Below are 14,573 nucleotides of genomic sequence, written 5' to 3'. Positions count from 1 at the left end.
AGCAGCGTAAACGCTGCTTTTTTTATTGTCTGACCGCTCGCTCAGTCAGTCGGGCTGGCCATCCACATACAGCCAGCGCCCCTGCTCAAGGCTGAAACGGCTATATTCGCTCAGTTGTTCTTTTTTGAGTTTGCCGCTCTGGAAAGTAGCGATAAACCTGACGAAAGCGGTATTTTCAGCAGTTTGCTCATGTGACAACACCTGCAGTTTTAACCATTTGATGCCGCCCAGGTTTTCCAGGGTCAGGTTTTTCGGGCGGGTATCGGCATGCCAGGTCTGCAGGATATACGCTGGCAGTTTGAGTGCATAAGCACTGTAGCGCGAGCGCATCAACCGTTCGGCATCTGGCGCAGGCTGCCCGCCATGTAAAGGCTGGCAGCAATCGGTATAGGGTTTGCCGCTGTAGCAGGGGCAGGCATTTTTCATTGCAGCAACCAGTCTCTAAAATTTAATCTACACGACACTTTGTGCCGCAAACCACGTTGTGACGCAAACCATGTTGGCATCAGAATAAGGCCTTTTGCGCTGCAGGCGGCGCGGCCAGCAGCTTGTCTGTGTCTATCTCGAATATGCCGAGTTTGCCGGCACATGGCATCAGCGGCAATGGCCTTGCCTGTGCAAATAAAAAACCATAATACTCCTGGTGCACGCCGCCGAAATGCGCGCGTTGTTCGCGGCTGATGCCGGCAGGTAGCTGGCCAGGCTTGCTGCACAACACCAGGTCGGCGATGCCGACCACGCCGCCGTATTCCAGTTTATCCCGGTCCGGGATGGGCACGTCGGTATTGGACCTGATGTGCTGGTAATAGGCTTCATACAGGCCTTTGCTGGCGTGGATCAGGATAGGGCCACGGTATTGCGTGCCCCAGCTGCGGTCATCTACCAGCAAGTAGCCGTTGGCGATCAGCCAGGCGAACGGCTGCTTGAGAGACAGGGCTTTGAGGACGCCGGACGGCGCTAAAGTGGACATGGTCTGTCTGCTGCCCTGATCGCCTGCTTAGGCGATCTCGCGGGTTTCCATAAACTGGATATCCGGGTAGCGCTCTTGTGCCATTTGCAGGTTGACGCGATTGGGTGCCAGGTAAACGTAATCATCGGCACTATCCAGGCCGACGTTAAAACCGTATTTATCGGCGATCGCTTTCAGGTCGGCATCTGAGCCTTTCAGCCAGCGCGCGGTATAGCAGTCGTAGGGTTCAAATATCATATCGACGCCGTATTCATGTTCCAGGCGGTGCGCCACCACGTCAAACTGCAGCATGCCGACCGCACCCAGGATCAGGTCGTTGGAAAGCAGCGGACGGAACAGCTGCGCCGCACCTTCTTCGGATAATTGCTTGAGGCCTATCTGCAACTGCTTCATTTTCATCGGGTTCTTGATACGTGCGCGGCGGAAAAACTCTGGCGCAAACGAGGGGATGCCGGTGAATTTAAGCGCCTCGTTTTCAGTGAAGGTATCGCCCAGTTTGATGGTGCCGTGGTTGGGGATGCCGATGATGTCGCCGGAATAGGCTTCATCCATAATAGTGCGGTCTTGCGCCATAAAGGTGATGGCGTTGTTGACGTTGAGCATTTTGCCGGAAGCCACCTGCTTGATCTTCATGCCGCGCTCAAAGCGGCCGGAACAGACGCGCAGGAAGGCGATACGGTCCCTGTGCTTGGGGTCCATATTGGCCTGGATCTTGAACACGAAGCCGGCGAATTTTTCTTCATTGGCAGCGACAGAGCGGGTAGCGGTATTGCGTGCCTGTGGCGGTGGCGACAAGTCGACCACTGCATCGAGCAGGGATTGCACGCCGAAGTTATTCACCGCCGAGCCGAAGAATACCGGCGTCTGCTTGCCATTCAAATAACGTTCCTGGTTGAATTCGTTAGAGGCGCCGCGTACCAGTTCTATGTCTACCCGCAGCTCTTGTGCCTGGTAGCCTATCAGTTCGTCCAGGCGCGGGTTATCTATGCCCTGTATGGTTTCTGAAGTGCCTTTTTCTGCACGCGGGTCGAAAAACAGTATGCTGTCCGTGACCAGGTTATACACGCCACGGAAAGTCTTACCCATGCCGATCGGCCAGGTCATGGGCGCGCATTCCATGCCCAGCGTGGTTTCTATCTCGTCCAGCAATTCGATAGGCGCGCGGCTCTCACGGTCCAGCTTGTTGATAAAAGTGATGATGGGCGTGTCGCGCATACGGCAGACATTGAGCAGCTTGATGGTTTGCGCTTCAACACCGTTGACCGAGTCAATGACCATCACGGCCGAGTCGACCGCTGTCAGGGTCCTATAGGTATCTTCAGAGAAGTCATCATGGCCTGGCGTATCCAGCAGGTTGACCATATGCTCGCGGTAGGGGAACTGCATCACGGAGGAAGTCACGGAAATACCGCGTTGCTTTTCCAGCTCCATCCAGTCAGAAGTCGCGTGACGGGCAGCCTTGCGGCCACGCACTTCCCCGGCGACCTGGATCGCGCCACCGAACCACAGCAGTTTTTCTGTCAGGGTGGTTTTACCCGCATCCGGGTGAGAAATGATGGCAAAGGTGCGACGGCGTTGGACTTCTTGCTGCAAACTGGACATGAAAAAATAGCGGCTCGTTTAAAAGCCGCTATTTTAACCTATCCAACTTGTTTAACCTATTGAGCGCCGGAGCGGACTATCAGCCAGGTGATGCCTGATGCGCTGGCGATGACCTTATTTTCGCATCAGAAAGATCGCGATGGCGACAAATACACATAGAATGATCAGGCCTTCCAACTGGGTTTAACCTCGTGTTTTTTCAGTGGATTCAAACTGTGATTAATTCACAGGCTGTTTCAGCTGTTCCAGGATGGCCGGGTTATCCAGAGTGGATATATCAGACGTGATCTCTTCGCCTTTGGCCAGGCTGCGCAGCAAGCGGCGCATGATCTTGCCAGAGCGTGTCTTGGGCAGATTGTCACCAAAACGGATCTCGTCCGGCTTGGCGATCGGGCCTATCTCCTTGCCTACCCATTCACGCAGTTCGGCGACGATGCGTTTGGCATCTTCGCCTTCCGGGCGTTTGCCCTTGAGCACCACGTATGCCACCACCGATTCGCCTTTGATAGCGTGCGGTTTACCCACTACTGCCGACTCTGCCACCAGAGGATTGGCAACCAGTGCCGATTCGATCTCCATGGTGCCCAGGCGGTGGCCGGAAACATTCAGCACATCATCGATACGGCCCATGATGGTGAAGTTGCCGGTGGTCGCGTCACGCACGGCACCATCACCCGCCAGGTAAATATTGCCGCCCAGTTCTGCCGGGTAGTAACTGGCGATAAAGCGTTCCGGGTCGTTATAAATGGTACGTATCATGGAAGGCCATGGCTTTTTGATCACCAGCAGGCCGCCGGTACCCCAGGGGATATCCTTGCCGGTCTCATCCACCACATCGATATCAATGCCGGGGAAGGGCAGGGTGCAGGAGCCAGGCACCAGTTTGGTCGCACCCGGTAAAGGCGTGATCACATGGCCGCCGGTCTCGGTTTGCCAGAAGGTATCCACGATAGGGCAGCGGCTGCCACCCACCTGCTCGTAGTACCACATCCAGGCTTCCGGGTTGATAGGCTCACCCACCGTGCCCAGCAAGCGCAGGCTGGATAAATCATACTGTTTGGGATGCGTCGCCGGATCAGATTCACCGGCTTTGATCAGGGAGCGGATCGCAGTGGGCGCAGTGTAAAACACGCTGACTTTGTGGCGCTGTATCATTTCCCAGAAACGGCCGGCGTTAGGGAAAGTCGGGATGCCTTCAAACACGATCTGGGTCGCGCCCATCGCCAGCGGGCCATAAGTCACATAACTATGGCCGGTGATCCAGCCCACATCGGCGGTACACCAGTAAACATCATCAGGCTTGATATCAAAGGTCCAGCGCATGGTATTCATGGCATGCAGCAGATAGCCTGCAGAGCTGTGTTGCACACCTTTGGGTTTGCCGGTAGAACCAGAGGTATACAGCAGGAACAAAGGATGTTCGGCGTTGACCATCACCGGGGCACATTCATCTGCCTGGCCGGCGATCAGGTCATGCCACCAGATACAGTTGCTGCCCCAGGCCACTTCCTGGCCGGTTTTCTTGAACACCACGATATTGCGTATGCTGTCACAGCCACCCATGGCTATGCCTTCATCGACTGCCTGTTTCAGCGGCAAGGTCTTGCCACCGCGAAACTGGCCGTCAGAGGTGATCACGGCCACCGCACCGGCGTCAATGATGCGTTCATTCAGGCTCTTGGCAGAAAAACCGCCAAACACCACCGAGTGTATGATGCCCAGACGGGCACAGGCCTGCATGGCGACTATCGCTTCTATGCCCATGGGCAGGTAAATAATGACGCGGTCACCCTTGGCCAGGTTTAAGGATTTCAGGCCATTGGCAAACTGGCACACCTGGTGGTAAAGCGCTTTGTAACTGATGTTTTTAACTTCGCCATTATCTGCTTCAAAGATGATGGCGGTCTTGTTGGGGATGGTGTGCAGGTGCTTGTCCAGACAGTTGGCAGAAACGTTTAATTCGCCATCTTCAAACCACTTGTAGAACGGGGCCTGGGTTTCGTTCAGGGTTTTAGTGAATGGTTTGTGCCAGATCAATAGTTCGCGTGCCAGATTGGCCCAGAATCCTTCGTAATCCTGTGCCACTTCTTTGCACAAACGTTGATATTCCTCCATGCTGCCGACTGCGGCCTGGCTTGAAAAAGCTGTGCCCGGTGCAAATACGCGGTGTTCATGAAGTACAGATTCGATAGACATAGCGTCCCCCAAAAATCAATGTCAAAAAATGAAAGCGCCAAAAAGGCAGGTTTGGTGAACCTCAGGTATTATTATTCTGGTTCTGATTGACAAACTCTCCGAGCACACAAGACACCACATAAGAGCGATATCCCATGCAACAGCTTGACCAAATTCTAACAGAAAAGCAGGTTCCGTCTACAGAGGCGGCCTATTTGCAACATGCGGCGGCGTGCAGCCCGTTTTTTGCCAGATTCGTTACAAAAAATACAGATACTCTGACTGATTTGTTAGATAACTTATATAAGACCTATAAGACTGACGATGTGTATGCTTTATTTTCCGGCGAAAAATATTTAGCAGAAACTGTTTTTTTGCAACATATACGGCAGACCCGCCAGCGCCTGATGGCACACATGATATTGCGCGACCTGAATGGCCTGGCAGACTTTGCCGAGGTGGTAGAGATCACCAGTGCGCTGGCTGAAGCGGCGATCACGGCGGCGGCGGATTTTTATCATGCCGAGCTGAGCAAGACTTACGGCTCGCCACGCGATGCGCAAGGCCAGGCGCAGCAGTTGATCGTGGTCGGCATGGGTAAACTGGGCGGGCGTGAACTGAATGTATCTTCAGATATAGACCTGATCTTTGCCTATGAGCAGGAAGGCGAGACCGATGGCGAAAAGGTGATCAGTAACCAGGATTTCTTCACCCGGCTGGGCAAAAAGCTGATTACGGCACTGGATGATGTCACCGCGGATGGCTTTGTGTTCCGCATGGATATGCGTTTGCGCCCGTTCGGCTCTGAAGGGGCGTTGGTCTGCAATCTGGATGCGCTGGAGGATTATTACCAGAACTATGGCCGTGAGTGGGAGCGCTATGCCTGGATCAAAGGCCGCGTGGTGTATGGGCCGGCAGAAGCGCTGACCAGGCTGATCCGGCCATTCGTGTTCCGCAAATACCTCGACTTTAACGCCTATGCTTCCATGCGCGACCTGAAAACACAGATACAGCGTGATGTGGTGCAGCGCCGTTTATCCGACAATATCAAGCTGGGCCGCGGTGGTATCCGCGAGGTCGAGTTCATCGCCCAGGTGTTCCAGCTGATCCGTGGCGGGCAACTGCCCGATCTGCAGATCAAACCCACCCTGGCGGTGCTGACGCGCCTGGCCGAGCGCGGCATGTTGCCGCAAGAAGACGTGGCAGCACTGCAGGAAAGTTATATTTACCTGCGCAACCTTGAGCACAGGCTGATGTATATCGATGACCAGCAAACCCAGGACCTGCCGGACTCAGATACTTACCGGCAATATCTGTTGCGCATGCTTGGGCATGCAGACTGGCAAAGCTTTATTGCCGAATTGAACGTGCATCGCGACCGCGTGCAGCGTTTTTTTGACGATACCTTTAAAGACCAGCAGAACAATGACCTGCAGCAGGAAACCGCCATCTGGCAAGGCACCATCGCGACCGGCGAGGCTGAACAATGGCTGCAGGCACAAGGTTACACGCGGCCTGCCGATCTGGTGCAGATGCTGAAAAATACCCGCACCAGCCAGAAGATACAGCAGTTGCCTGAACAAAGCAGGCGCCGCCTCGACCAGCTGATGCCCCTGTTGTTGCGTGAAGCAGTGCAACAGCAAAGCACGCTGCCGGATACCGCGCTGATACGCACACTGGATCTGCTGGAAAGTATCTGCCGGCGTGCCAGTTACCTGGCTTTGCTGGCCGAGTTTCCAGATGCCTTGTCGCTGATAGTGAAACTGTGTGCTGCCAGTCCGTGGATCGCGCAATATGTGGCTGCACACCCGGTGTTGCTGGACGAGCTGCTCAATAAGCAGACCCTGTTCAAGCGTCTGGACTCCGCGCAGTTGAAAGCCGAGTTGACGCAGCATATGGCGCACCTGGCTGGCGATGTGGAGGCGCAAATGGATGCCATGCGCCACTTCAAGCATGCCAATGTGCTGAAGATCGCCGCCCAGGATCTGATGACAGCCTTGCCGCTGGAAGCTATTTCCGATGACCTGAGCGCGCTGGCCGAAGTGGTCTTGCAGGTCAGCCTGCACACGGTGTGGCAGAACATCAGTTTCAAGCACAGAGACACGCCGCAGTTTGCCGTGATCGGCTATGGCAAGCTGGGCGGTAAGGAGCTGGGCTACCTGTCTGATCTGGATATCATCTTTTTGTATGACGATGACGCCGACAATGCGCAGGAGGTATATGCCAGGTACGCACAGCGGCTGAATACCTGGTTCAACACCATCACTAACGCAGGCCTGCTCTACGAGACCGATCTGCAACTGCGGCCGGATGGTAATAGCGGCCTGCTGGTGAGCAGCGTGACTGCGTTCAATGATTATCAGGAAAACAAGGCCTGGGTGTGGGAGCATCAGGCGATCACACGGGCACGCTTTGTGGCGGGCGAGCCGGCAGTGGGCAAACAGTTTGAGCGTATCCGCCTGGCGGTGTTAAAAACAGCGCGCCAGCAGACGGATATTCAGCCACAGATCATAGAGATGCGCCAGAAGATGCGCGCCGCGCATCGTTTTGATGCGGCCAAGTTTGATTTAAAACATGAGGCGGGCGGCATCATAGATGTGGAGTTCATGGTGCAATATTTGGTGTTGTTGCATGCAGCCGCCTACCCGGTGCTGACCGACAATATCGGCAATATCGCATTACTGGGGGTGCTGGCAGAAAACGGGCTGATAGCTGCCAGCCTGGCAGAGCAGGTGCAACAGTCGTATCGCCAATACCGCGCATGGATACATGCCAGTAAATTGCAGGGTGAGCCTGCTAAAGTGGATAAAGCCCTGGCAGAACCGCTGCAGCAACCCGTGATCCAGTTGTGGCAAGCAGTCTTCGGGCTTAAGGCGTAAGTGCCAGGTTTTATATGCCCCAGCGCAAGCCAGCAGTATGCACAGCGCTATCCCAGTGCTGTTTGATCTCTGCATCAAACAGGCACACGCTGATAGAGGCACCTGCCATATCGATGGCGGTGATGTAGTTGCCGACCAGGCTGCGTGCGATGCTATAGCCTTTTGCGGTGAGCAGGCTGGCCGCCTGCTGGTAGATCAGGTACAACTCCATCAGTGGCGTGGCGCCCAGGCCATTCACCAGTAACAGGATCTCACCGTCTGCCGGCAACTGCTTGGCTGCAATATCGTGCAAAATGGCAGCCACCATATCGCTGACGATAGCATCCGCTGCACGCATGGCCTCGCGGCGGCGGCCAGGTTCACCGTGTATGCCTACGCCCATTTCAATCTCGGTTTCGGAAATATCAAAGGTAGGCCGACCAGCAGCGGGTACGGTGCAACTGCTCAGCGCCACGCCTATGCTGGAAGTGCGCAGATTGATCTTTTCGGCCAGTGCCTTACAAGCCGCCAGGTCTGCGCCAGTTTCTGCCAGGCTGCCTACACATTTTTCCACGATCACGGTGCCGGCAACGCCACGGCGGCCGGTGGTGTAAGTGCTGTTGACCACCGCACAGTCATCCGAGGTGTAGACCGTTGCATGTTCAAATGGCAGCATCTCGGCCGCCATCTCAAAATTCATCACATCGCCGGCATAGTTTTTCACAATAAACAGCACGCCTTTGCCGGCATGCACCGCCTCTGCCGCGGCCAGCATCTGGTCTGGCGTAGGCGAGGTGAACACCTGGCCAGGGCAGGCCGCATCCAGCATGCCTTTGCCCACGTAGCCAGCATGCAGCGGTTCATGGCCAGAGCCGCCACCAGAGATGATGGCCACCTTGTTTTGTGCTTGCTGCTTGCGCGTGACAAAGGTGGGCTCAAATGCAACTGTTACCAGGTCGGCATGGGCGCTGGCAAAGCCGCTCAGGCTTTCGCTCAGCATATGGTCTACATTGTTCAGAAATTTTTTCACTAGGGTTCTCCCGTGCGTTTGCTCGATATTGGCGTCGCAGACTGATCGTCGTTTAGTTAGATGGCGCCAGGATCTGGTCGCGCCAATACCTGGTCGCATACGGCATGTATCATCACCTGGCAGCTTTTGGCGCCTGCATCCAGATGGCCGATGGCGCGCTCGCCCAGGCCGGCCGCCCGACCCTTGGTGGCAAGCAGGTTGCGCGTCGATTCCAGGCCCTCGCTGGCCACCTGTTTCAGGGCGGTTGCGATCTCCGCAGCTGACTTGCCTTGTTCCGCCAGCTGGGTAAATGCAAAGGCGACCGGGATCAGTACATCGAGCATGGTTTTTTCACCGGCCTGCGCCTTGCCGCGTTGCATGATGGCTTCTACACCCGCCGCAAAAGCCAGGGCGATATCATTGCTGGCCGGTGTCGCTACCGTTTTAAGCGTTTTGCCCATGCTGATAAAAAAACTGGCAAACAAAGGGCCGGATGCGCCGCCTATGGTGCTGAGTAATTTCATGCCTATCTTATTCAGCGCATCCGCAGCTGCTAAAGGTGCCAGCTCGGCTGCGATATTGCTGATCGCCTCACAGCCGCGCTTCATATTGATATAGTGGTCACCGTCACCGATCTCCCGGTCCAGGCTTTCAATATCGGCTTCATGCGCCAGGATGGCCGTGCGTATGGCTGCGGCCATGTGATTGATCGTGTCGCTGTTCATCATAAATGTGCTGTCATCCTCCAAATTGCCACGCAGGCGGCTGGCGGCTAAACAATATCGCATGCGCCATCATGCCGCAAAAGCCGGTTTTTTCGTCTGCCGCGCTAGGCGTTTTGCCCGCTAGCGTTTAAAATGCCGTCGCTGTCCTCGTGGTGAAACAGGATATCACCAGCCCCTCCTAAGGGCTAGTTTCAGGTTCGAGTCCTGACGGGGACACCCATTCCGTATGAATTATGTTGGTAAGTGCTTGAAAACAAGCGTTTTATGCCATATAATCGCGGATTGACTTTTTGGTCAATTAACTTGGCATGTGTTCACATAGGGTGCCCGCAAGGGTGTTATTGAATGCATGTGTATGAATAACCCTTTGAAATAGAAAGACTTATTATGTCAGTTACTATGCGTCAAATGCTGGAGGCCGGTGTTCACTTCGGCCACCAAACCCGTTACTGGAACCCAAAAATGGCCGAGTTCATTTTTGGTGATCGTAACAAGATCCATATCGTAAACCTTGAAAAAACCCTGCCACTGTTTGAAGATGCACAAAAATACGTGCGTAACCTGGCAGCAAACAAAGGCCGTATCCTGTTCGTGGGCACCAAGCGTCAAGCCCGCGATATCGTTAAAGAAGAAGCACAACGTGCCAGCTGCGCATACGTGAATCACCGCTGGTTGGGTGGTATGTTGACTAACTTCAAAACTGTTAAACAATCTATCAAGCGTTTAACCGATTTCGAAAACATGTTGCAAGACGGCAGCATTGAGAAATTCGGTAAAAAAGAAGCGTTGGGCATCAAGCGCGAGATCGAGAAGCTCGAGCGTTCCATCGGTGGTATTAAAGAGATGGGTGGCTTGCCAGATGCGATCTTCGTCATCGACGTCGGTCACGAAAGCGGTGCGATCACTGAAGCACGCAAACTGGGTATCCCAGTGATCGGTATCGTTGATACTAACAACTCGCCAGATGGCATCACTTATGTGATCCCAGGTAACGATGACTCATCCCGCGCGATCCGTTTGTACGCACGTGGTATGGCTGATGCAGTGCTTGAAGGCCGTGCTAACGCGATTTCAGAGATCGTAAAAGCAGCGCAAGAAGAAACAGCGCCAGCAGCAGCGCCTACAGAGGCTGTTGCCGAGTAATCACTCGCAGCTAAAAAAGGGGCTATGCGCCCCTTTTTCTATTGCATCGCGTGCAATATGGCTGACACACAGTCGGTGTATTGTTGATAAAGAATATTAAGTAAATCCTCAAGCAGGAATCCTAACAAAAGGAGTAGTAAATGGCTGAAATTACCGCAGGCATGGTGAAAGAGTTACGTGAGCGCACCGACGCCCCTATGATGGACTGTAAAAAAGCATTGACTGAAGCTGAAGGCGATATGACACGTGCAGAAGAGATTCTGCGTGTGCGTTTTGGTAACAAGGCAAGCAAGGCTGCTGGCCGTGTGGCTGCTGAAGGTACAGTTGGTATCAGTATCGCTGCCGATGGCAAACTGGGTACGCTGATCGAAGTGAACTCTGAAACTGACTTCTGTGCGAAAAACGAAGAATTCCTGAAATTCGTCGCTGACCTGGCGCAAGTGGTTAACGAAAATAACCCGGCTGATATTGAAGCGGTGGGTTCAGTGCCTTTGCGTGGTGAAACTGCTGAAGCGGTGCGTGCCCAACTGGTTGGTAAAATCGGCGAAAACATCACGCCACGCCGTTTTGTACGTACTGAAGCCAAAGGCCAGTTGTACAGCTATGTACACGGTAGCAAGATCGGCGTTCTGGTGGACCTGGTTGGTGGCGACGAGACATTGGGCAAAGACCTGGCTATGCACATCGCTGCTGCCAAACCAAAATCACTGGATGCCAGCGGCGTGGATGCGGCTTTGATTGAAGCTGAACGTCGTGTTGCCATTGAAAAAGCTAAAGAAGCAGGCAAGCCAGACGCAATGCTGGAAAAAATTGCTGACGGTACTGTGCAAAAATTCTTGAAAGAAGTCACTCTGCTGAGCCAGACTTTTGTAAAAGATGACAAAGTGTCGATTGAGCAGTTGTTGAAAAATAACAATGCAAGTGTTGCTTCATTTACCATGTATGTCGTTGGTGAAGGCATTGAAAAAGTAGTGGTAGATTACGCTGCTGAAGTAGCTGCTGCGGCAAAAGTTTAATTGCCATCAAGCAATATCTAAAAAGTGGAATCTGCGGATTCCACTTTTTTTATGCTTAAAGGCCAGGTTTACGGCCCAAGAAACCGTGTTTTGTGATTAAATAGGCACATTTTGAGTTTGGGAAAAATAGCAATGGCACAACCAGTTTTTAAGCGTGTTCTCCTCAAGTTATCCGGTGAAGCGCTGATGGGCGACGATGCTTACGGCATCAATCGCGAGACGGTGAATGCGATTGTCCAGCAAGTCAAAGAAATCGTCGACATGGGCGTGCAAGTCGGTATCGTGATCGGTGGCGGCAATATTTTCCGTGGCATCGCACCCGCAGCCGAAGGCATGGACCGCGCTACCGCTGATTACATGGGCATGCTGGCGACAGTCATGAATGCCATGGCCTTGCAGGATGCCATGAAACATGCCGGCGTGGCTGCACGAGTACAAAGTGCTCTGAACATTGAAGCCGTGGCTGAGCCGTATATCCGCGGCAAGGCTATCCGCTACCTGGAAGAGGGTAAAGTGGTGATTTTTGGCGCCGGCACCGGCAACCCTTTCTTCACTACAGATACGGCTGCCGCCTTGCGTGGTGTCGAGATCGATGCCGAGATCGTATTAAAAGCCACCAAGGTGGATGGTATTTACACGGCTGACCCGAAAAAAGATCCTAGCGCGACACGTTATGACAATGTGTCTTATGATGAGGCGATCAATAAAAACCTGAAAGTCATGGATGCCACGGCATTCACCTTGTGCAGGGACCAGAAGATGCCGATTGCGGTATTCAGTATTTTCAAGGAAGGCGCCCTGAAAAGCGTGATCCTAGGTAAGAATGAAGGCACACGCGTTGGAGCTTAAGGCTGCTGGTGCATGTGCAAGTAGAGCGAGATTGGAGAGCGACCATGGTTGAAGAAATTAAAAAATCTGCTGAGCAGAAGATGCAAAAGTCACTGGAATCGTTAAGGACTGACCTGGCGAAAGTGCGTACCGGGCGTGCGCACGCCGGCCTGTTAGACCATGTGATGGTGGAATACTATGGCTCCTATGTGGCAGTCAACCAGGTCGCCAACGTCAACCTGGGCGATGCGCGTACCATCAACGTGCAGCCTTACGAGAAGAACATGATAGGCAAGGTGGAAAAAGCCATACGCGACAGCGACCTTGGCCTGAACCCCGCCACCAATGGCGATCTGATCCGCGTGCCCATGCCTATGCTAACTGAGGAGCGCCGCAAGGATCTGACCAAGATCGTGCGCACCGAAGGCGAGGGCGCCAAAGTCGCTATCCGCAATGTACGCCGCGATGCCAACGATGCCTTGAAAAAGCTGGTCAAAGACAAAGCTATCTCAGAAGATGATGAACATAGAGCGCAGGACGAAGTGCAGAAAATGACCGATAAAGCAGTGGCTGAAGTCGATAAACTGTTACAGCAAAAAGAAACGGATCTGATGGCAGTGTAAGCTGCTATCTGGCCGGGCGTATATATTTTGGGTTTCTTTTCCAGTTCTACCAAGCAAGTCCCTGACACCGCTGAGCTGCCTCAACATGTGGCAGTCATCATGGATGGTAACGGACGTTGGGCAAAAAAACGATTTTTGCCGCGTGTTGCCGGTCACCAGCGTGGCCTGGAGTCTGTCAGGCAATTGGTGAAAGCCTGCGTCCGTCTTGATATCAAGTTTCTTACCCTGTTTGCTTTCAGCAGTGAGAACTGGCGCCGTCCTTCTGACGAAGTGACTTTTCTGATGGGCTTGTTTCTGGAAGCGCTGGAGCGCGAAGTCAGCAAGCTGCACGAAGCCAATATCATCCTCAAGCTCATAGGTGACCGCAGCCTGTTCAACGAGGTGTTACAGCAAAAGATGCTGGAAGCCGAACAGAAAACGGCAGCCAACACCGGGCTGACCCTGTCTATCGCCGTGAACTATGGCGGCCGCTGGGATGTAGTCAATGCGGTCAATGCGCTGTTGCAAGCCAATCCTGGTCAGGTCAGCGAAATCAGTGAGTCTGACCTGGCACCTTATCTTTCCATGCCGTATGCGCCCGAGCCTGACCTGTTTATCCGCACCGGTGGTGAGACACGCATCAGTAATTTCCTGTTATGGCAGCTCGCCTATACCGAACTCTACTTCACACCTACCCTGTGGCCGGATTTTGACGATACGGCTTTCGAGCAGGCATTGCTTTCCTATCGTCAGCGCGAGCGCCGCTTCGGGCGTACCAGTGAACAATTCAGCAGCGATAGCAGCACCTCTTAACCTATGTTGAAAACCAGAGTCATTACGGCACTTGTGTTGCTGGGGCTATTTCTCCCGGCGTTGTTTTTTTTACCCATGCTGTGGTGGGCGGCGGGCATGCTGGTGCTGACACTGGTGTGTCTGCATGAGTGGGCCGGATTTTTGCAGTTAAGCCCGCTGCAGGCGCGTGTTTACCTGGCCTTGTCTACAGTCACCGGCGTGGGCCTGCTGGTGTTGTTGCAGCAGTGGGGCTTTCACTGGTTCTTTTATCATGCGCTGCATGTGTTTATGGGCATGACTTTATTCTGGCTGGTCGTGGTGCCGGTGGCGATGTTCTTTAACACCTTTTTCAAGCAGCAGGCGGTGAATCTGTTGCTGGGCTGGTGTTTGATGCTGTCATTGTGGATGGCGCTGGTGACCGCACAGGAAGTCAACCCTTATGTGTTGCTGGTGATCATTTCCACCATCTGGCTGGCAGACAGTGCCGCCTACTTTTTCGGCAAGCAGTTCGGGCGGCACAAGCTGGCGCCAGCCATCAGCCCGGGTAAAACCTGGGAAGGCGTACTGGGTGCTTTGCTGGCCGTAGCGGTGTATGCTGTGACTTTGAAAGCCAGCGCTGCGGTAGCCACCTGGTGGATATTGCCAGGCTTGTGGCTGATCACCATCGTCGGCATTTATGGCGATCTGTTCGAATCGTTTTTCAAGCGTCGCGCCAATCTGAAGGATAGCGGGCAGTTTCTGCCCGGGCATGGTGGATTGCTGGACCGTGTCGATGGCGTGATCCCGGCCCTGCCGGTCGGTTTGTGCCTGGTGTTCTGGTTTCATTACTGGCAACAGTCTTATTCATTTTAAA

General features: G+C 53.8%; 13 protein-coding genes. 7 read left to right on the top strand and 6 right to left on the bottom strand.

Annotated elements, in window-relative coordinates:
* Positions 1-45: 45 nt before the first annotated feature.
* The 4 genes from ACT6RZ_RS05115 to acs form a co-directional block, all read right to left on the bottom strand.
* The gene (locus tag ACT6RZ_RS05115; protein ID WP_444701105.1) at positions 46-426 is read right to left on the bottom strand and encodes a YchJ family protein; all 381 of its coding nucleotides are present in this window, start codon (positions 424-426) and stop codon (positions 46-48) included.
* Positions 427-505: 79 nt separating this feature from the next.
* Positions 506-970, bottom strand: a complete 465-nt coding sequence (locus tag ACT6RZ_RS05110) for an ASCH domain-containing protein (RefSeq protein WP_444701104.1) — start codon at positions 968-970, stop codon at positions 506-508.
* 27 nt (positions 971-997) lie between these two features.
* Positions 998-2,572, bottom strand: a complete 1,575-nt coding sequence (locus tag ACT6RZ_RS05105; RefSeq protein WP_444701103.1) for a peptide chain release factor 3 — start codon at positions 2,570-2,572, stop codon at positions 998-1,000.
* Positions 2,573-2,791: 219 nt separating this feature from the next.
* The gene (gene acs / locus ACT6RZ_RS05100) at positions 2,792-4,768 is read right to left on the bottom strand and encodes an acetate--CoA ligase (protein WP_444701102.1); all 1,977 of its coding nucleotides are present in this window, start codon (positions 4,766-4,768) and stop codon (positions 2,792-2,794) included.
* Between the two features lie 134 nt (positions 4,769-4,902).
* On the opposite strand from acs, the gene glnE reads away from it, so the two are divergent.
* Positions 4,903-7,626 carry a bifunctional [glutamate--ammonia ligase]-adenylyl-L-tyrosine phosphorylase/[glutamate--ammonia-ligase] adenylyltransferase gene (gene glnE / locus ACT6RZ_RS05095; RefSeq protein WP_444701101.1) on the top strand — a complete coding sequence of 908 codons (2,724 nt, stop codon included), beginning with the start codon at positions 4,903-4,905 and terminating at the stop codon, positions 7,624-7,626.
* Positions 7,627-7,636: 10 nt separating this feature from the next.
* Here the strand turns inward: glnE and dhaK are convergent, their stop codons facing one another.
* Both dhaK and dhaL read right to left on the bottom strand, forming a co-directional pair.
* The gene (gene dhaK / locus ACT6RZ_RS05090; protein WP_444701100.1) at positions 7,637-8,635 is read right to left on the bottom strand and encodes a dihydroxyacetone kinase subunit DhaK; all 999 of its coding nucleotides are present in this window, start codon (positions 8,633-8,635) and stop codon (positions 7,637-7,639) included.
* Between the two features lie 56 nt (positions 8,636-8,691).
* On the bottom strand, positions 8,692-9,339 hold the full coding sequence (gene dhaL, locus ACT6RZ_RS05085) for a dihydroxyacetone kinase subunit DhaL (protein ID WP_444701327.1): 648 nt from the start codon (positions 9,337-9,339) through the stop codon (positions 8,692-8,694).
* 387 nt (positions 9,340-9,726) lie between these two features.
* Between dhaL and rpsB the strand changes: the two genes are divergently transcribed.
* The 6 genes from rpsB to ACT6RZ_RS05055 all read left to right on the top strand — a co-directional run bounded on the left by rpsB (position 9,727) and on the right by ACT6RZ_RS05055 (position 14,572).
* On the top strand, positions 9,727-10,482 hold the full coding sequence (gene rpsB, locus ACT6RZ_RS05080; RefSeq protein WP_379056279.1) for a 30S ribosomal protein S2: 756 nt from the start codon (positions 9,727-9,729) through the stop codon (positions 10,480-10,482).
* 140 nt (positions 10,483-10,622) lie between these two features.
* Complete coding sequence (gene tsf / locus ACT6RZ_RS05075) at positions 10,623-11,498, top strand: translation elongation factor Ts (RefSeq protein WP_444701099.1); 876 nt, start codon at positions 10,623-10,625, stop codon at positions 11,496-11,498.
* A 132-nt stretch (positions 11,499-11,630) separates the two neighbouring features.
* A complete protein-coding gene (gene pyrH, locus ACT6RZ_RS05070; RefSeq protein ID WP_444701098.1) occupies positions 11,631-12,347 on the top strand; it encodes a UMP kinase in 717 nt (238 codons plus the stop codon).
* A gap of 44 nt (positions 12,348-12,391) precedes the next feature.
* Positions 12,392-12,949, top strand: coding sequence for a ribosome recycling factor (gene frr, locus ACT6RZ_RS05065; protein ID WP_444701097.1), 558 nt, complete (start codon positions 12,392-12,394; stop codon positions 12,947-12,949).
* 27 nt (positions 12,950-12,976) lie between these two features.
* Positions 12,977-13,741, top strand: a complete 765-nt coding sequence (gene uppS, locus ACT6RZ_RS05060; RefSeq protein WP_444701096.1) for a polyprenyl diphosphate synthase — start codon at positions 12,977-12,979, stop codon at positions 13,739-13,741.
* 3 nt (positions 13,742-13,744) lie between these two features.
* Positions 13,745-14,572 carry a phosphatidate cytidylyltransferase gene (locus tag ACT6RZ_RS05055; RefSeq protein WP_444701095.1) on the top strand — a complete coding sequence of 276 codons (828 nt, stop codon included), beginning with the start codon at positions 13,745-13,747 and terminating at the stop codon, positions 14,570-14,572.
* The last annotated feature ends 1 nt before the right edge of the window (position 14,573 follow it).

It is taken from the genome of Methylophilus sp. (assembly GCF_052437885.1).
Lineage (GTDB): Bacteria > Pseudomonadota > Gammaproteobacteria > Burkholderiales > Methylophilaceae > Methylophilus.
This window is presented reverse-complemented; position numbering and strand designations above follow the sequence as displayed.